This is a genomic window from Clostridium pasteurianum BC1 (genome assembly GCF_000389635.1).
GTDB classification, from domain to species: domain Bacteria; phylum Bacillota; class Clostridia; order Clostridiales; family Clostridiaceae; genus Clostridium_I; species Clostridium_I pasteurianum_A.
The window spans coordinates 167,257-186,167 of record NC_021182.1; the positions used below are offsets into that span (position 1 = coordinate 167,257).

The 18,911-nt window shown below is 39.3% G+C and carries 7 protein-coding genes, 3 tRNA genes and 6 rRNA genes; 12 read left to right on the forward strand and 4 right to left on the reverse strand.

What is annotated here, in order from left to right; genetic code table 11:
* The first annotated feature begins 241 nt into the window (after window positions 1-241).
* The 4 genes from CLOPA_RS00815 to rrf (CLOPA_RS00830) all read left to right on the forward strand — a co-directional run bounded on the left by CLOPA_RS00815 (window position 242) and on the right by rrf (CLOPA_RS00830) (window position 6,453).
* The gene (locus tag CLOPA_RS00815; protein WP_015613572.1) at window positions 242-988 is read left to right on the forward strand and encodes a peptidylprolyl isomerase; all 747 of its coding nucleotides are present in this window, start codon (window positions 242-244) and stop codon (window positions 986-988) included.
* Between the two features lie 583 nt (window positions 989-1,571).
* A 16S ribosomal RNA gene (locus CLOPA_RS00820) occupies window positions 1,572-3,078 on the forward strand.
* A 239-nt stretch (window positions 3,079-3,317) separates the two neighbouring features.
* Window positions 3,318-6,217 (forward strand): 23S ribosomal RNA (locus CLOPA_RS00825).
* Between the two features lie 119 nt (window positions 6,218-6,336).
* Window positions 6,337-6,453 (forward strand): 5S ribosomal RNA (gene rrf / locus CLOPA_RS00830).
* Together the 16S, 23S and 5S rRNA genes form the textbook arrangement of a ribosomal RNA operon.
* Window positions 6,454-6,776: 323 nt before the next feature.
* On the opposite strand, the gene CLOPA_RS00835 is transcribed toward rrf (CLOPA_RS00830), so the two are convergent.
* Window positions 6,777-8,123, reverse strand: a complete 1,347-nt coding sequence (locus tag CLOPA_RS00835; RefSeq protein ID WP_015613573.1) for an aspartate kinase — start codon at window positions 8,121-8,123, stop codon at window positions 6,777-6,779.
* Window positions 8,124-8,676: 553 nt separating this feature from the next.
* Here CLOPA_RS00835 and CLOPA_RS00840 point away from each other — a divergent pair.
* Together CLOPA_RS00840 and CLOPA_RS00845 are read left to right on the forward strand one after the other, a co-directional pair.
* Window positions 8,677-9,408 carry an ABC transporter ATP-binding protein gene (locus CLOPA_RS00840; protein ID WP_015613574.1) on the forward strand — a complete coding sequence of 244 codons (732 nt, stop codon included), beginning with the start codon at window positions 8,677-8,679 and terminating at the stop codon, window positions 9,406-9,408.
* Window positions 9,398-10,588, forward strand: coding sequence for an ABC transporter permease (locus CLOPA_RS00845; protein ID WP_015613575.1), 1,191 nt, complete (start codon window positions 9,398-9,400; stop codon window positions 10,586-10,588). The genes CLOPA_RS00840 and CLOPA_RS00845 overlap by 11 nt, the downstream gene beginning before the upstream one ends.
* A gap of 396 nt (window positions 10,589-10,984) precedes the next feature.
* Here CLOPA_RS00845 and CLOPA_RS00850 read toward each other — a convergent pair whose 3' ends face one another.
* Complete coding sequence (locus CLOPA_RS00850) at window positions 10,985-11,197, reverse strand: helix-turn-helix domain-containing protein (protein WP_015613576.1); 213 nt, start codon at window positions 11,195-11,197, stop codon at window positions 10,985-10,987.
* 164 nt (window positions 11,198-11,361) lie between these two features.
* Window positions 11,362-12,087, reverse strand: a complete 726-nt coding sequence (locus CLOPA_RS00855) for an NAD-dependent protein deacylase (protein ID WP_015613577.1) — start codon at window positions 12,085-12,087, stop codon at window positions 11,362-11,364.
* A gap of 459 nt (window positions 12,088-12,546) precedes the next feature.
* Here CLOPA_RS00855 and CLOPA_RS00860 point away from each other — a divergent pair.
* From CLOPA_RS00860 to CLOPA_RS00885, 6 genes are all read left to right on the forward strand, one after another.
* A 16S ribosomal RNA gene (locus CLOPA_RS00860) occupies window positions 12,547-14,053 on the forward strand.
* A gap of 156 nt (window positions 14,054-14,209) precedes the next feature.
* Window positions 14,210-14,286, forward strand: a tRNA-Ile gene (locus CLOPA_RS00865).
* 172 nt (window positions 14,287-14,458) lie between these two features.
* Window positions 14,459-17,358: ribosomal RNA gene (locus CLOPA_RS00870) — 23S ribosomal RNA — on the forward strand.
* Between the two features lie 119 nt (window positions 17,359-17,477).
* Window positions 17,478-17,594: ribosomal RNA gene (gene rrf, locus CLOPA_RS00875) — 5S ribosomal RNA — on the forward strand.
* Window positions 17,595-17,603: 9 nt separating this feature from the next.
* Window positions 17,604-17,679: transfer RNA gene (locus tag CLOPA_RS00880), tRNA-Phe, on the forward strand.
* Between the two features lie 8 nt (window positions 17,680-17,687).
* Window positions 17,688-17,761: transfer RNA gene (locus CLOPA_RS00885), tRNA-Cys, on the forward strand.
* 195 nt (window positions 17,762-17,956) lie between these two features.
* Here the strand turns inward: CLOPA_RS00885 and CLOPA_RS00890 are convergent.
* Window positions 17,957-18,874, reverse strand: a complete 918-nt coding sequence (locus tag CLOPA_RS00890; protein ID WP_015613578.1) for a S66 peptidase family protein — start codon at window positions 18,872-18,874, stop codon at window positions 17,957-17,959.
* Between the last annotated feature and the right edge of the window lie 37 nt (window positions 18,875-18,911).

Genomic DNA, 18,911 nt, shown 5'->3' on the forward strand with positions numbered 1-18,911 from the left:
ATTCTATGATCTATAGAATAAGCTAACAAATTACCTAGAACTACATAAAGAGTATTTTAGTTCATATTTTATGTAAAGTCTACTAAGTGTAATTATAGATATTCTCATAAATAAAGTAAATATTATATGACTATCTAACTTTGCTATATATTATGTATTTTTTCTTGTAGTAAAAATAGATTAATGCTATCATCTATAATATGAGCAAAGAAAGTTCAAATTTTTTTTGAGGAGAATTAAAATGGAGAATAAGATATTAGCATCAGTAAATGGTAAAGAAATTACAGAAAATGATATTGACCAAGTTATTTTGAGTTTTCCACAAGATAAAAGGCACCAATTGTTAACTGAAAAAGGTAAAAAAAGATTACTTGATCAACTTGTATCTTTTGAATTAATATATAACGATGCAAAAGATAAGGGTCTTGAGAATGACGATGAATATAAGAGTCAGTTAGAAACAATGAAAAAGGAAATTTTAACTCAAATAGGTATGAAGAGAGCTCTTAGTGGAGTTGCAGTAGTAACTGAACAAGAGGCTAAAGACTATTACGAATTAAATAAGGATAAGTTTAAGACAGCAGCAACTGCAACAGCTAAACACATATTATTAGATACAGAAGAAGATGCTTTAAAAGTAAGTGGTGAAATAAAGGCAGGAAAATCCTTTGAAGATGCTGCAAGAGAGTATTCAACTTGTCCATCAAAAGAAGAGGGAGGTAATCTTGGAACTTTTACAAAGGGACAGATGGTTGTAGAGTTTGAAGAAGCTTCTTTTACACAGGAAATAGGAATAGTAGGTGATCCTGTAAAAACTCAATATGGTTATCATATTATAAAGGTTGAGAATAGAACTGAAGATATACCTAAGACTTTTGAAGAAGTAAAAGAAAATATAATTAATGGATTAACTAAAGAAAGACAAAATATGAAATATACTAAGTATATGGAAGAACTCAAGGAAAAATATCCAGTAGAAATAAAATAAGTAATCACATTTTTAGATTAAAATTGTATTTAATTATTTATGGAATTAATCTTAAACTTTGTTTATTTTTAGGAAGCTAAGTTATAGTAGCTTGTTTTCACAATATGCATGAGGATATGTAAAGGCACTATGAGAATTTTATTATAGAAAAATTTTCATAGTGCCTTTACTGTGGTTTAAAATTAAAAATTCACTTTTTATATGATAAATTGTAGTATACTATACCTAGTGTGTCAGTATATGAAATTAGGAGGAATAAAGTATAATAATTAGATATCTATACTTAATGCTAAATTATTATACATATACAAATATAATAATTAATTTATTAATGATACAATAAATGACGTTGTGAAAAACAATATACGAAATAACTTCAAATCAACATGAAAAAGTTATTGACAAATTGTATTGATGATGATAAACTATAAAAGCTGTCAGATGACAGGAATTGATCTTTGAAAATTAAACAGAGTATAAGAATAAAACAAACCAGCAATTCTTTAGATTTTAAGAAATTAAAATCAAGAGTAACAAATTCTTCAGTAAAATGAAGAGAAGCGATGAGCTAACATCAAACTTATAAATTGAGAGTTTGATCCTGGCTCAGGACGAACGCTGGCGGCGTGCTTAACACATGCAAGTCGAGCGAGAAACCTTCGGGTTTCTAGCGGCGGACGGGTGAGTAACACGTGGGTAACCTGCCTCAAAGAGGGGAATAGCCTCCCGAAAGGGAGATTAATACCGCATAATATTACAGCTTCGCATGAAGCAGTAATTAAAGGAGTAATCCACTTTGAGATGGACCCGCGGCGCATTAGCTAGTTGGAGAGGTAACGGCTCACCAAGGCGACGATGCGTAGCCGACCTGAGAGGGTGATCGGCCACATTGGAACTGAGACACGGTCCAGACTCCTACGGGAGGCAGCAGTGGGGAATATTGCACAATGGGCGAAAGCCTGATGCAGCAACGCCGCGTGAGTGATGACGGTCTTCGGATTGTAAAGCTCTGTCTTTTGGGACGATAATGACGGTACCAAAGGAGGAAGCCACGGCTAACTACGTGCCAGCAGCCGCGGTAATACGTAGGTGGCAAGCGTTGTCCGGATTTACTGGGCGTAAAGGATGTGTAGGCGGATACTTAAGTGAGATGTGAAAGCCCCGGGCTTAACCTGGGGACTGCATTTCAAACTGGGTATCTAGAGTGCAGGAGAGGAAAGCGGAATTCCTAGTGTAGCGGTGAAATGCGTAGAGATTAGGAAGAACATCAGTGGCGAAGGCGGCTTTCTGGACTGTAACTGACGCTGAGGCATGAAAGCGTGGGGAGCAAACAGGATTAGATACCCTGGTAGTCCACGCCGTAAACGATGAGTACTAGGTGTAGGAGGTATCGACTCCTTCTGTGCCGCAGTTAACACAATAAGTACTCCGCCTGGGAAGTACGGTCGCAAGATTAAAACTCAAAGGAATTGACGGGGGCCCGCACAAGCAGCGGAGCATGTGGTTTAATTCGAAGCAACGCGAAGAACCTTACCTAGACTTGACATCTCCTGAATAGCGTAGAGATACGTGAAGCCCTTCGGGGCAGGAAGACAGGTGGTGCATGGTTGTCGTCAGCTCGTGTCGTGAGATGTTGGGTTAAGTCCCGCAACGAGCGCAACCCTTATCATTAGTTGCTACCATTAAGTTGAGCACTCTAGTGAGACTGCCCGGGTTAACCGGGAGGAAGGCGGGGATGACGTCAAATCATCATGCCCCTTATGTCTAGGGCTACACACGTGCTACAATGGTGAGAACAACGAGATGCAATACCGCGAGGTGGAGCCAAACTTGAAAACTCATCCCAGTTCGGATTGCAGGCTGAAATTCGCCTACATGAAGTTGGAGTTGCTAGTAATCGCGAATCAGAATGTCGCGGTGAATACGTTCCCGGGCCTTGTACACACCGCCCGTCACACCATGAGAGCTGGTAACACCCGAAGTCCGTGAGGTAACCTTTATGGGGCCAGCGGCCGAAGGTGGGATTAGTGATTGGGGTGAAGTCGTAACAAGGTAGCCGTAGGAGAACCTGCGGCTGGATCACCTCCTTTCTAAGGAGTAAGCATGGTAGGATAACTACTGTGATATGGTTGTTTAACTCTTATCTCTGTTTAATTTTGAGAGATCAATATCTCTTAAATGTACTTTGAAAATTGCATAGTGAAACAAAAAGTAAAGTAAAATAATAAAACAAATATCCTTTGTATAATTAATCTTTATCTTTAATAAAATGAAGATTAAAACAAAATAAAAGACTAAACTCGAAAAGCTAACGCTTAAGAGTATAACAGGTCAAGCTACAAAGGGCGCATGGTGAATGCCTTGGCACTAGAAGTCGAAGAAGGACGCGACAAGCTGCGATAAGCTTCGGGTAGGCGCAAATAGCCTGTGATCCGGAGATTTCCGAATGGGGCAACCCACATGTCTTAACGACATGTACTTTATACTGAATACATAGGTATATAGAGACATACCCGGGGAACTGAAACATCTAAGTACCCGGAGGAAGAGAAAGAAATATCGATTTCCTTAGTAGCGGCGAGCGAAATGGAATGAGCCCAAACCAGGAACTTTGTTCCTGGGGTTGTGGATAGATCATTAAAGCCTAATATCTTAATCGAAGAGTTCTGGAAAGCTCTACCGTAGAAGGTAACAGTCCTGTAGATTAAAAGAGAAAATGGCCGGATCTATTCCAGAGTACCACGAGACACGTGAAACCTTGTGGGAAGCTGGGAGGACCACCTCCCAAGGCTAAATACTTTCTAGTGACCGATAGTGAAGCAGTACCGTGAGGGAAAGGTGAAAAGAACCCCGGAAGGGGAGTGAAATAGAACCTGAAACCGTGTGCCTACAACCGGTCGAAGCACTTTTTATGTGTGACGACGTGCTTTTTGTAGAACGAGCCAGCGAGTTACGGTATGCAGCAAGGTTAAGCACTTCTGGTGCGCAGCCGAAGGGAAACCGAGTCTTAATAGGGCGACTAGTTGCATGCTGTAGACCCGAAACCGGGTGACCTATCCATGGCCAGGTTGAAGCGGAAGTAAAATTCCGTGGAGGACCGAACCACATTGGTGTTGAAAAACCATGGGATGAGCTGTGGATAGCGGAGAAATTCCAATCGAACTCGGAGATAGCTGGTTCTCCTCGAAATAGCTTTAGGGCTAGCGTCGATTAATTGAGTTATGGAGGTAGAGCACTGAATGAGGTAGGGGCTGACAACAGTTACTGAACTCTATCAAACTCCGAATGCCATATACTTTTATTTCGGCAGTCAGACTGCGAATGATAAGATCCGTAGTCAAAAGGGAAACAGCCCAGATCATCAGCTAAGGTCCCTAAGTGTAAGTTAAGTGGTAAAGGATGTGGGATTTCTAAGACAACTAGGATGTTGGCTCAGAAGCAGCCACTCATTTAAAGAGTGCGTAATAGCTCACTAGTCAAGAGATCCTGCGCCGAAAATGTCCGGGGCTAAAACTTACCACCGAAGCTATGGGCTCGTAAGAGCGGTAGAGGAGCTTCCTGTATGGATTGAAGTCGTACCGTAAGGAGCGGTGGACTATACAGGAGTGAGTATGCTGGCATAAGTAGCGAGAACTAAGTGAGAATCTTAGTGGTCGAAAACCTAAGGTTTCCTGAGGAAGGCTCGTCCGCTCAGGGTTAGTCGGGTCCTAAGCCGAGGCCGAAAGGCGTAGGTGATGGATAATCGGTTGATATTCCGATACCACCTTTTTCCGTTTTGAGAGATGGGGTGACGCAGAAGGATAAGATGTGCGCACTATTGGATGTGCGTCTAAGCACTAAGACGTGCAGGTTGGCAAATCCGCCTGCTTAGTTGAGGTGTTATGGGGAGCTAATTTTTAGCGAAGTATCTGATTTCACACTGCCAAGAAAAGCCTCTATCAAGGAATTAAGGTGCCCGTACCGCAAACCGACACAGGTAGGTGAGGAGAGAATCCTAAGACCATCGGAAGAATCGTTGTTAAGGAACTCGGCAAATTGACCCCGTAACTTCGGGAGAAGGGGTGCCTACTTAACGTAGGCCGCAGAGGATAGGCCCAAGCAACTGTTTAGCAAAAACACAGGTCTCTGCTAAAGCGTAAGCTGATGTATAGGGGCTGACGCCTGCCCGGTGCTGGAAGGTTAAGGGGATCCGTTAGAGTAATCGAAGCGGTGAACTTAAGCCCCAGTAAACGGCGGCCGTAACTATAACGGTCCTAAGGTAGCGAAATTCCTTGTCGGGTAAGTTCCGACCCGCACGAATGGCGTAATGATTTGGGCACTGTCTCAACAACGAATCCGGCGAAATTGTAGTGCAAGTGAAGATGCTTGCTACCCGCGATTGGACGGAAAGACCCCGTAGAGCTTTACTGTAGTTTAGCATTGAGTTTCGGTATTGTCTGTACAGGATAGGTGGGAGACTGGGATACAGCGGCGTCAGCTGCTGTGGAGTCGTCCTTGGGATACCACCCTGACAGTACTGGAATTCTAACCGGAGGCCATGAAGCTGGTCACGGGACATTGCTAGATGGGCAGTTTGACTGGGGCGGTCGCCTCCAAAAAAGTAACGGAGGCGCCCAAAGGTTCCCTCAGCGCGGTTGGAAATCGCGCGTAGAGTGCAAAGGCATAAGGGAGCCTCACTGCGACACAAACAAGTGGAGCAGGGACGAAAGTCGGGCTTAGTGATCCGGTGGTTCCTCGTGGGAGGGCCATCGCTCAACGGATAAAAGCTACCTCGGGGATAACAGGCTGATCTCCCCCAAGAGTCCACATCGACGGGGAGGTTTGGCACCTCGATGTCGGCTCGTCGCATCCTGGGGCTGAAGTAGGTCCCAAGGGTTGGGCTGTTCGCCCATTAAAGCGGCACGCGAGCTGGGTTCAGAACGTCGTGAGACAGTTCGGTCCCTATCCGTCGCGGGCGTAGGAAATTTGAGAGGAGCTGTCCTTAGTACGAGAGGACCGGGATGGACTGACCTCTGGTGCACCAGTTGTCACGCCAGTGGCACAGCTGGGTAGCTATGTCGGGATGGGATAAACGCTGAAAGCATCTAAGCGTGAAGCCCACCTCAAGATTAGATTTCCCATAGCGTAAGCTAGTAAGACCCCTGAAAGAACATCAGGTTGATAGGTCAGAGGTGTAAGTGCAGCAATGTATTCAGCTGACTGATACTAATAGGTCGAGGGCTTGACCAATATTTAAATAAATTACTAAAGTGTATATTAGTATACAATATTATATTTTACTTTTACCCTTTACTATGCAATTTTGAGAGTACATTTTAATTCTTAATTTTAACTCTCAATTTAATATATCCAGTGTCTATGACTTAGAGGTAACACCCGTTCCCATTCCGAACACGAAGGTTAAGCTCTTATGTGCTGATGGTACTGCAGGGGTAGCCCTGTGGAAGAGTAGGTCGATGCTGGGTTTTTAAAAACAGTTCTGTATAGAGCTGTTTTTTTCATGAAAAATTTTTATAAACAGAGTTCTAAGTATCAGTATTTATGATACTTAGAACTCGTTGTCCTTTAGGGTAAATCGTCATCCAGGGACGTATCCACTCTTTACTCCAACTTTGAAGATTAGAGTGACTAGTCATCGGATAAACATATTTTTTAGTTACTTATATAATTGGAGTAAACATTGTCTCAAAATAAATGACTTATATAAAGTAATCTTTAATATCATTGAAAGATAAAAAAACCGCCCTTAATCTTTAAGGGCGGTAAATTTTTAGTTTAAATAAAGTTATTACATAAAAGTTTCATAAATAGATCTAATAGCCTTCTCAAAATCATTATTTTCAACGCCTACTATTATGTTTATTTCACTAGAGCCTTGATTTATCATTCGTATATTTACAGTATTTTTAGCAAGAGCATCAAATATTTTTGCAGCAACGCCCTTTGATTGAGACATTCCCCGACCAACAGTAGCTACCAATGCCATATTTGGTAGAACCTCTATGGAATCAGGATTGCATTGTCTCTTAATATCATGAAGTATATTTTCCAATTTATTTTTTATTTGTGAATCTGCAATTACTAATGAAACAGAATCTATACCTGCAGGCATATTTTCAAATACCACTCCATGTGTTTCTAGAATGGACAATAATTTTCTGCAAAAGCCTAGTTCAGTATTCATAAGGTTTTTTTCTATTGTTATTACTGTGAAGTCTTTTTTTCCTGCAATTCCTGTTATAGTGCCAATATTATTTGTTGCCTTAGTATCGCTAACTATTAATGTTCCAGGTTCTTGTGGCATGTTGGTGTTTTTTATATTTATTGGAATGCCTGCTTCTCTTACAGGAAAAACAGAGTCTTCATGTAGAACTGTAGCACCCATATAAGATAGTTCCCTAAGTTCTCTATAAGTTATTGTTTTAATTGGATGAGGACTAGTAACTATTCTTGGATCAGCCATTAAAAATCCTGAAACATCAGTCCAGTTTTCATATAAGGAAGCATTTACTGCACGGGCAACTATAGCACCGGTTACGTCTGATCCTCCACGAGAAAAAGTTTTTATGTGTCTTTCACATTGGCCTTGGCATTGAGAACCATAAAAACCAGGAATTACTGCTTTATTTATCTTAATTAGACGGCTATGTGCAGCTTCTTGAGTGCCTTCAGAAGAGAGGCAACCATTTTCGTCGAATAAAATTATATCAGCAGGATCTATAAATTCATAACCCAATAGGGTTGATAATATAATTCCATTCAAATATTCACCACGACTTGCAGTATAATCTGAGGATGCACCTTCAGAAATATCTTTTTTAATTACATTTAAATAATGATTTATATCAAGATCTTTCATATTATTATATCTTCCAGATAGTTCTTCAACGATTTCTGTATATCTTTCCGCTATAATTTTGAATACATCATCAAAAGGTATACCTTGCTGTACGTGGGTATGACAGAGATATAGTAAATCTGTTATTTTATAGTCTTTACCATGCCTTTTACCTGGAGCTGAAGGTACAATATATTTTCTTTCTGGATTACTTTCTACAATGTGCTTTACTTTTTCAAACTGATGGGCATCTGCAAGCGAACTGCCACCAAATTTTGCTACAATAATGTTTTCCAATTTATTACCCTCCCAAAACAGTATAAATTTTAATTCAACAAACAATTCATAAAGCTTAAATTTGTTTATGAAAAAATTTTATCAATGAATATTACTTAGTAGGAGTTTGTACTCTGCTAAGTTTAGATGAATTATCCAGGGATGTGACGCCGTTATTGATGTTTAGCTGGAATGTTACATCAGCTAGTCATCGGATAAATAATATATTAATACTTATGTAGATTATTTGCCGAAATTAGGATAAATATTTCATTAGTGCCAATTTTTTATTAAAATTAAAAATATTTTTATTATATAACTAAACCATAATATCAAAAAATTAATAATTATGCAATGTTCATTTTAGCCATGTACAATAATCATCTCTGATAATTGTATAAAATACGTCATATATTGTTGGATTTATGCAATATTTAAGAATAATATAATCTAGTTAACTCACAGTATATGTTATAATAACATTATTATACAATTATATCATAGTATCACAGACAAATTTTAACAAAAGCTAACAATTTATTGTTGTGAATTAAAGTGTAAAGGTGGTAAGCCAATGATAGCTGTAAAAAATCTAAGTAAGTCTTTTAAAAAGATAAGGGCAGTAGATAGTATTAATTTTGAAGTCAATGATGGTGAAATAGTTGGTCTTTTAGGGGAAAATGGAGCTGGTAAAACTACTACTTTAAGGGTGCTAGCTACAATGCTAAAGCCCACTGAGGGAACTGCTATGGTAAATGGATATGATATCAATAAGGAGCCTGAAACTGTAAGAGGTGAAATAGGTATATTATTCGGGGGAGAGGTTGGACTTTATGATAGATTAACCGCTAGAGAGAATATAAGATATTTTGCAGAGCTTAATGGCATGTCAAGAAGAGAAGCGGATGAAAGTATAGATAAATTATCCCAAAGTTTAGAAATGGACAAATATATAGATAAAAAAGTAGGTAAGTTTTCTAGGGGCATGAAACAAAAAGTAGCTATTGTTAGGTCTATAGTTCATAATCCTTCAGTGATACTATTTGATGAACCTACGGCAGGCTTAGATGTGACCGCTGCTAGAATTGTACAAGAATTTATTTTAAAATGTAAGAACGAAAAAAAAGCAATAATATTTTCTAGTCATACTATGTCAGAGGTTGAAAAGTTGTGTAATAAAATAATTATAATTCATAAGGGGAAAATATTAGAAGAGGGAACTATTAAAAATATAAAGTTAAAATACAAAAGTGAAGATATGGAAGAAATATTTATGAATTTGGTAGGTGGAAATGATGAGAAATAATATTGTACTAATAGTATTTAAAAAAGAACTTCTAGATATATTTAGAGATAGAAAAACTTTAATATTAAGCATTCTTATACCTCTAATTGTTTTACCTGCCTTGTCTTACTTTATAGGAAAGGCTTCTAATAATGATATTAAAAATGTAGAGAAGAGTATATCAATAAATATAACAGATAAGAGTAATAGTAATTTAAGTAAATTTATTAAAGCACAAAAGAATATAAAAATTATAAATTCTAAAGATGTAAGTAATGATATAAGAACAGGAAAAATACTATTGTCAATAACTATACCTAAAGATTTAGATAAAAATATAGCACATGAAACTGATGCAAAGATAACTATGGACTACGATAATTCCAGTACTAATGCATCCACCGCTGTAAGTATTGTTAAAGCATACATAGATCAATATTCAAAGGAAATAGTATCTAAAAGATTATCAGATAGAAATATAAATGCTAATATTTTAAATCCTATAGATATAGTAGAGGATACCATTGATAAAAAGGAAAGTGGAGTTGGAAAAATGATGATAGTAATGTTGGTTCCACTGCTTTTAATAATTTATAGTATAACTGGAACCATGGCAGCTGCAACAGATTTAGGTGTAGGTGAAAAAGAGCGAGGAACATTGGAACCACTTTTAACAACAAAGGCCAATAGAATGTCAATACTCTGGGGAAAACTTTTTGCAATAGCAATCATGGGAATAATTATATCACTAGCCTCTCTATCAAGCTTATTTATAGCCATGCAGCAAAAAAATGGTATTTTTTCTTCAACAGGTAAAGCTGATTTAAACTTAAACTTTGCTAACATTATTCTTATTATGCTTATTCCAATATTATTAACTATGGTTTTTGGAGCTATTCAGTTATCTATAAGTATTTATGCTAAATCTTTTAAAGAAGCTCAAACATATCTTTCACCAGTAATGATTATAGGTATGATATTGGCTTATTTAACAATGCTTAAGGATGCCAAAAGTATAGAGGGTTATTATTTTAATATACCTATTACTAATGCATCTTGTCTCATAAAGGAATTATTAGTAGGAATATATAATTATAATCATATTGCCATAACTTTTATTTGGATGATAGTATATGTAGTGGTGGCACTTTTATTTGCGAGATATATGTTTAGTAGAGAAGATGTGGTCTTTAGAGCGTAATTTTCTACAATTTATAAGAGGCAGTGATCAATTTTCACCTATGCTTTTATCTCCACCTTTTGAAGGTGGAGTGTTATAGCGGCTAGTCATCGGATAAAAAATTTTACAGGCAAATCTAGTGATATGAAGACTTATAAGGATTATTTGCCAAATATGAAATAAATACAGAAATATTAATATTTATTAGAATTACTTGCAGAATTCAGTTTAGATATAGAAATGTTTAATATAAATATTATATAGATATAGTAATATAAGACTTATTAAGGTTTCAATAAAAATTTAAAATTAAAATAAAAAACCGCTAAACTTATATACGCTATCTTAAAGAAATAATCAATCAATATATAAACATATTTCTTTTAAAATATTTAAAAGCTTAACGGTTTCAATATATTAACTTACTTTTAAATCATCTAATTGTACTTTTAATATAATTGATATAGTCTCTATAACATTAAAGGATGGGTTACGTTTAGAACCTCTTTCTAATTCCTCCAAATAAGTTTTAGAAATAGGAACTGCTAGGTTTTTGGACAAATTAGACACATCCATGCAGGTTAATCCTTTCTCCAATCTAATCTCTCTTATTTTACTACCATTTACCATTAAAAAACCCCCTCTAGCTCTATATGAAATTATATACTCAAGTTTAACTTAGGATGAAGTTTTATTTATATTTTTATTATATCGTAAATTTCTGAAAAATAAAATTAAATTTTTAGTGCAATTTATTGTATTATTTGTAAATATTATAAAATTTTTATGCTATATTACAGTACTCCTTTTAAGATTTTACCTATACTATCGTTTATCACTAAATCTGCTCTTCTATCATAGGGAGTAGAGGCTTTATTTATAAGAATTAATTTTTTGCCTTTGAAATAATCTATGAGACCAGCAGCTGGATAAACAACAAGTGAAGTTCCTCCTACAATAAGTACATCAGCATTACTAATAAATCTAACTGATTCATTTATAATATCCGTATTCAAGCCTTCTTCATATAGTACTACATCTGGTTTTATGGTCTCACCGCACATATCACATTTTGGAATAATGGATTTGCTATCTAAAATGTATTCTAGATCAAAAAATTTATTACAATTTGTGCAATAGTTCCTATGAATTGAACCATGAAGCTCTAAAACTTTTTTTGAACCAGCCATTTGATGGAGTCCATCTATGTTTTGGGTTATCACAGCTTTTAGTTTGCCTTTTCTTTCAAGTTCAGCTAGTGCATAGTGAGCAGGATTTGGTTTTGCCTCTTTGTATATCATTTTTGCTCTGTAAAAGTCAAAGAAGTCTTCCGTATGATTTATGAAAAAACTGTGACTGAGCATAATCTCTGGGGCATAGGAAAAATTATTTTTTGTTTTATATAGACCACTTTCGGACCTAAAGTCTGGAATAGAACTTTCAGTAGAAACTCCAGCTCCTCCAAAGAATACAATATTATTACTATTTTCTATTATATGCTTTAATTCATCATTACACATATTACCACCTCTTTTATATATTATAACATAAAATATAAGATAATTATAATTTAACAACATAAACCTAACCAGGAGTATCTATATACAAAATATAAAGGAAAAGTTAATAAAAGTGAGTAAATTAAAGATAAAATTTTATTATGGTAGGGCTTTATAGACAAATATAATGACAGTATGATATCATCTTAATGTCGCTTTATCAAGTGCTTAGAGTTGTTAAATATAATTGATGTAAGTGATATGAATTATATTATGCAAGTTTGTTAAAAAAGTAGTTGACATTATTAAATTCACTTGATATAATATAAAAGCTGTCAGATGACAGGAATTGATCTTTGAAAATTAAACAGAGTATAAGAATAAGTAAACCAGCAATTCTTTAGATTTTAAGAAATTGAAATCAAGAGTAACAAATTCTTCAGTAAAATGAAGAGAAGCGATGAGCTAACATCAAACTTATAAATTGAGAGTTTGATCCTGGCTCAGGACGAACGCTGGCGGCGTGCTTAACACATGCAAGTCGAGCGAGAAACCTTCGGGTTTCTAGCGGCGGACGGGTGAGTAACACGTGGGTAACCTGCCTCAAAGAGGGGAATAGCCTCCCGAAAGGGAGATTAATACCGCATAATATTACAGCTTCGCATGAAGCAGTAATTAAAGGAGTAATCCACTTTGAGATGGACCCGCGGCGCATTAGCTAGTTGGAGAGGTAACGGCTCACCAAGGCGACGATGCGTAGCCGACCTGAGAGGGTGATCGGCCACATTGGAACTGAGACACGGTCCAGACTCCTACGGGAGGCAGCAGTGGGGAATATTGCACAATGGGCGAAAGCCTGATGCAGCAACGCCGCGTGAGTGATGACGGTCTTCGGATTGTAAAGCTCTGTCTTTTGGGACGATAATGACGGTACCAAAGGAGGAAGCCACGGCTAACTACGTGCCAGCAGCCGCGGTAATACGTAGGTGGCAAGCGTTGTCCGGATTTACTGGGCGTAAAGGATGTGTAGGCGGATACTTAAGTGAGATGTGAAAGCCCCGGGCTTAACCTGGGGACTGCATTTCAAACTGGGTATCTAGAGTGCAGGAGAGGAAAGCGGAATTCCTAGTGTAGCGGTGAAATGCGTAGAGATTAGGAAGAACATCAGTGGCGAAGGCGGCTTTCTGGACTGTAACTGACGCTGAGGCATGAAAGCGTGGGGAGCAAACAGGATTAGATACCCTGGTAGTCCACGCCGTAAACGATGAGTACTAGGTGTAGGAGGTATCGACTCCTTCTGTGCCGCAGTTAACACAATAAGTACTCCGCCTGGGAAGTACGGTCGCAAGATTAAAACTCAAAGGAATTGACGGGGGCCCGCACAAGCAGCGGAGCATGTGGTTTAATTCGAAGCAACGCGAAGAACCTTACCTAGACTTGACATCTCCTGAATAGCGTAGAGATACGTGAAGCCCTTCGGGGCAGGAAGACAGGTGGTGCATGGTTGTCGTCAGCTCGTGTCGTGAGATGTTGGGTTAAGTCCCGCAACGAGCGCAACCCTTATCATTAGTTGCTACCATTAAGTTGAGCACTCTAGTGAGACTGCCCGGGTTAACCGGGAGGAAGGCGGGGATGACGTCAAATCATCATGCCCCTTATGTCTAGGGCTACACACGTGCTACAATGGTGAGAACAACGAGATGCAATACCGCGAGGTGGAGCCAAACTTGAAAACTCATCCCAGTTCGGATTGCAGGCTGAAATTCGCCTACATGAAGTTGGAGTTGCTAGTAATCGCGAATCAGAATGTCGCGGTGAATACGTTCCCGGGCCTTGTACACACCGCCCGTCACACCATGAGAGCTGGTAACACCCGAAGTCCGTGAGGTAACCTTTATGGGGCCAGCGGCCGAAGGTGGGATTAGTGATTGGGGTGAAGTCGTAACAAGGTAGCCGTAGGAGAACCTGCGGCTGGATCACCTCCTTTCTAAGGAGTAAGCATGGTAGGATAACTACTGTGATATGGTTATTTAACTCTTATCTCTGTTTAATTTTGAGAGATTACAACTTATAGTTGACTAGATTACTAGTCAATTTTTGCTAAGTATAATTAATACATTTAATCTCTTAGAAATTTTTATAGGGGCTTATAGCTCAGCTGGTTAGAGCGCACGCCTGATAAGCGTGAGGTCGATGGTTCGAGTCCATTTAAGCCCACCATTTTGGGACGATAGTTCTAAAATAAATATGTACTTTGAAAATTGCATAGTGAAACAAAAAGTAAAGTAAAATAATAAAACAAATATCCTTTGTATAATTAATCTTTAATAAAATGAAGATTAGAACAAAAATAAAAGACTAAACTCGAAAGCTAACGCTTAAGAGTATAACAGGTCAAGCTACAAAGGGCGCATGGTGAATGCCTTGGCACTAGAAGTCGAAGAAGGACGCGACAAGCTGCGATAAGCTTCGGGTAGGCGCAAATAGCCTGTGATCCGGAGATTTCCGAATGGGGCAACCCACATGTCTTAACGACATGTACTTTATACTGAATACATAGGTATATAGAGACATACCCGGGGAACTGAAACATCTAAGTACCCGGAGGAAGAGAAAGAAATATCGATTTCCTTAGTAGCGGCGAGCGAAATGGAATGAGCCCAAACCAGGAACTTTGTTCCTGGGGTTGTGGATAGATCATTAAAGCCTAATATCTTAATCGAAGAGTTCTGGAAAGCTCTACCGTAGAAGGTAACAGTCCTGTAGATTAAAAGAGAAAATGGCCGGATCTATTCCAGAGTACCACGAGACACGTGAAACCTTGTGGGAAGCTGGGAGGACCACCTCCCAAGGCTAAATACTTTCTAGTGACCGATAGTGAAGCAGTACCGTGAGGGAAAGGTGAAAAGAACCCCGGAAGGGGAGTGAAATAGAACCTGAAACCGTGTGCCTACAACCGGTCGAAGCACTTTTTATGTGTGACGACGTGCTTTTTGTAGAACGAGCCAGCGAGTTACGGTATGCAGCAAGGTTAAGCACTTCTGGTGCGCAGCCGAAGGGAAACCGAGTCTTAATAGGGCGACTAGTTGCATGCTGTAGACCCGAAACCGGGTGACCTATCCATGGCCAGGTTGAAGCGGAAGTAAAATTCCGTGGAGGACCGAACCACATTGGTGTTGAAAAACCATGGGATGAGCTGTGGATAGCGGAGAAATTCCAATCGAACTCGGAGATAGCTGGTTCTCCTCGAAATAGCTTTAGGGCTAGCGTCGATTAATTGAGTTATGGAGGTAGAGCACTGAATGAGGTAGGGGCTGACAACAGTTACTGAACTCTATCAAACTCCGAATGCCATATACTTTTATTTCGGCAGTCAGACTGCGAATGATAAGATCCGTAGTCAAAAGGGAAACAGCCCAGATCATCAGCTAAGGTCCCTAAGTGTAAGTTAAGTGGTAAAGGATGTGGGATTTCTAAGACAACTAGGATGTTGGCTCAGAAGCAGCCACTCATTTAAAGAGTGCGTAATAGCTCACTAGTCAAGAGATCCTGCGCCGAAAATGTCCGGGGCTAAAACTTACCACCGAAGCTATGGGCTCGTAAGAGCGGTAGAGGAGCTTCCTGTATGGATTGAAGTCGTACCGTAAGGAGCGGTGGACTATACAGGAGTGAGTATGCTGGCATAAGTAGCGAGAACTAAGTGAGAATCTTAGTGGTCGAAAACCTAAGGTTTCCTGAGGAAGGCTCGTCCGCTCAGGGTTAGTCGGGTCCTAAGCCGAGGCCGAAAGGCGTAGGTGATGGATAATCGGTTGATATTCCGATACCACCTTTTCCGTTTTGAGAGATGGGGTGACGCAGAAGGATAAGATGTGCGCACTATTGGATGTGCGTCTAAGCACTAAGACGTGCAGGTTGGCAAATCCGCCTGCTTAGTTGAGGTGTTATGGGGAGCTAATTTTTAGCGAAGTATCTGATTTCACACTGCCAAGAAAAGCCTCTATCAAGGAATTAAGGTGCCCGTACCGCAAACCGACACAGGTAGGTGAGGAGAGAATCCTAAGACCATCGGAAGAATCGTTGTTAAGGAACTCGGCAAATTGACCCCGTAACTTCGGGAGAAGGGGTGCCTACTTAACGTAGGCCGCAGAGGATAGGCCCAAGCAACTGTTTAGCAAAAACACAGGTCTCTGCTAAAGCGTAAGCTGATGTATAGGGGCTGACGCCTGCCCGGTGCTGGAAGGTTAAGGGGATCCGTTAGAGTAATCGAAGCGGTGAACTTAAGCCCCAGTAAACGGCGGCCGTAACTATAACGGTCCTAAGGTAGCGAAATTCCTTGTCGGGTAAGTTCCGACCCGCACGAATGGCGTAATGATTTGGGCACTGTCTCAACAACGAATCCGGCGAAATTGTAGTGCAAGTGAAGATGCTTGCTACCCGCGATTGGACGGAAAGACCCCGTAGAGCTTTACTGTAGTTTAGCATTGAGTTTTCGGTATTGTCTGTACAGGATAGGTGGGAGACTGGGATACAGCGGCGTCAGCTGCTGTGGAGTCGTCCTTGGGATACCACCCTGACAGTACTGGAATTCTAACCGGAGGCCATGAAGCTGGTCACGGGACATTGCTAGATGGGCAGTTTGACTGGGGCGGTCGCCTCCAAAAAAGTAACGGAGGCGCCCAAAGGTTCCCTCAGCGCGGTTGGAAATCGCGCGTAGAGTGCAAAGGCATAAGGGAGCCTCACTGCGACACAAACAAGTGGAGCAGGGACGAAAGTCGGGCTTAGTGATCCGGTGGTTCCTCGTGGGAGGGCCATCGCTCAACGGATAAAAGCTACCTCGGGGATAACAGGCTGATCTCCCCCAAGAGTCCACATCGACGGGGAGGTTTGGCACCTCGATGTCGGCTCGTCGCATCCTGGGGCTGAAGTAGGTCCCAAGGGTTGGGCTGTTCGCCCATTAAAGCGGCACGCGAGCTGGGTTCAGAACGTCGTGAGACAGTTCGGTCCCTATCCGTCGCGGGCGTAGGAAATTTGAGAGGAGCTGTCCTTAGTACGAGAGGACCGGGATGGACTGACCTCTGGTGCACCAGTTGTCACGCCAGTGGCACAGCTGGGTAGCTATGTCGGGATGGGATAAACGCTGAAAGCATCTAAGCGTGAAGCCCACCTCAAGATTAGATTTCCCATAGCGTAAGCTAGTAAGACCCCTGAAAGAACATCAGGTTGATAGGTCAGAGGTGTAAGTGCAGCAATGTATTCAGCTGACTGATACTAATAGGTCGAGGGCTTGACCAATATTTAAATAAATTACTAAAGTGTATATTAGTATACAATATTATATTTTACTTTTACCCTTTACTATGCAATTTTGAGAGTACATTTTAATTATTAATTTTAACTCTCAACTTAATATATCCAGTGTCTATGACTTAGAGGTAACACCCGTTCTCATTCCGAACACGAAGGTTAAGCTCTTATGTGCTGATGGTACTGCAGGGGTAGCCCTGTGGAAGAGTAGGTCGATGCTGGGTCTTATTTTTGGCCAGTTAGCTCAGTCGGTAGAGCAGAGGACTGAAAATCCTCGTGTCCCTGGTTCGATTCCTGGATTGGCCACCATATATTATGGCGCTATAGCCAAGTGGTAAGGCAGAGGTCTGCAAAACCTTTACCCCCAGTTCAAATCTGGGTGGCGCCTCCATAATAACAAGAAAGTAGTCTGATTGCTGATTTTTCAGTGAATAGACTGCTTTTTCTTTTTTGGTTACAGAATTTATCACTTCTTTAGATTTACAGACCAACGTTAATCAAAGTCTTATTATATATAGATGAAAATAGGATAAAAAATTAACAAATAATATTTATACTTTAAATTAAAGTTAGGCTAACCCTTAGGTTAGCCTACTACTGGTTCAAGAACCTTTATAGTACCATTTTTACAATCCAGCTGTATATTTGCACCAATGGGAAGAGTAAGTTTTGGGTAATCATGTCCGGACATGAAATTTAATACTGTTGGTATATTTAAGGATAAAATTCTATCCTGTATTATTTCTTCCAGTGTTAAACTTCTTTCATAATGAGGCAGAGAACATTTAGTAAATTGGCCAAGTATTATTCCCTTGCAAACTTGAAGCTTGTTAGCCAGTAATAAGTGTGTAAGCATTCTATCTATAGAGTAGGGTTCTTCTCCTACATCTTCTATGAATAAAATTTTATCTGTAGTATCTATTTCAAAATCAGTGGATAGTGTGCTGCAAATCAGCGATAAATTGCCACCTAACAGTGTACCCTCTATAGTTATAGCTGAATTGGAGTCAGTTGGTATATGGTCAGGATTTTTTATAGTAAAAGGATTATATCCATTCATTACTGTATTTAAAAGAGAATTTAATGTAAATTCATCTTCAAATTTTGAAGTAAGCATAGGTCCATGAAAGGTTATTAAATTACATTTTTCATAAAAGCCGTTTAAGTAAGTAGTTATATCACTAAAGCCCACAAATATCTTAGGATTATTTTTTATGATATCAAAATCTATATAAGGTAAGGTTCTCATGGAGCCATAACCGCCCCTTATACATAATATCATCTTTATATTGGGATCAAGAAACATATTGTTTAAATCCTGGGCTCTTTCCATGTCAGTTCCTGCAAGATATCCTAAACGATTATATATGTGTTTTCCATCTTTTATGTTAAAGCCTTGTTTTTTAAAAAAATTTATTCCATTTTTTATAGCTTCAACATTTTCAGCACTTGATGGACATATTATGCCTATGGTATCTCCAATACAAAGTCTTTTACCTATCATACATAACTGCACCTCTTTAAAATACTATAATAGCTTA

Bases quoted from the DNA above. Each gene is read 5' to 3' on its own strand.
- CLOPA_RS00815 (WP_015613572.1), top strand. From the start codon at position 242: ATGGAGAATAAGATATTAGCATCAGTAAATGGTAAAGAAATTACAGAA.
- CLOPA_RS00840 (WP_015613574.1), top strand. From the start codon at position 8,677: ATGATAGCTGTAAAAAATCTAAGTAAGTCTTTTAAAAAGATAAGGGCA.
- CLOPA_RS00845 (WP_015613575.1), top strand. From the start codon at position 9,398: ATGAGAAATAATATTGTACTAATAGTATTTAAAAAAGAACTTCTAGAT.
- CLOPA_RS00850 (WP_015613576.1), bottom strand. From the start codon at position 11,197: ATGGTAAATGGTAGTAAAATAAGAGAGATTAGATTGGAGAAAGGATTA.
- CLOPA_RS00855 (WP_015613577.1), bottom strand. From the start codon at position 12,087: ATGTGTAATGATGAATTAAAGCATATAATAGAAAATAGTAATAATATT.
- CLOPA_RS00890 (WP_015613578.1), bottom strand. From the start codon at position 18,874: ATGATAGGTAAAAGACTTTGTATTGGAGATACCATAGGCATAATATGT.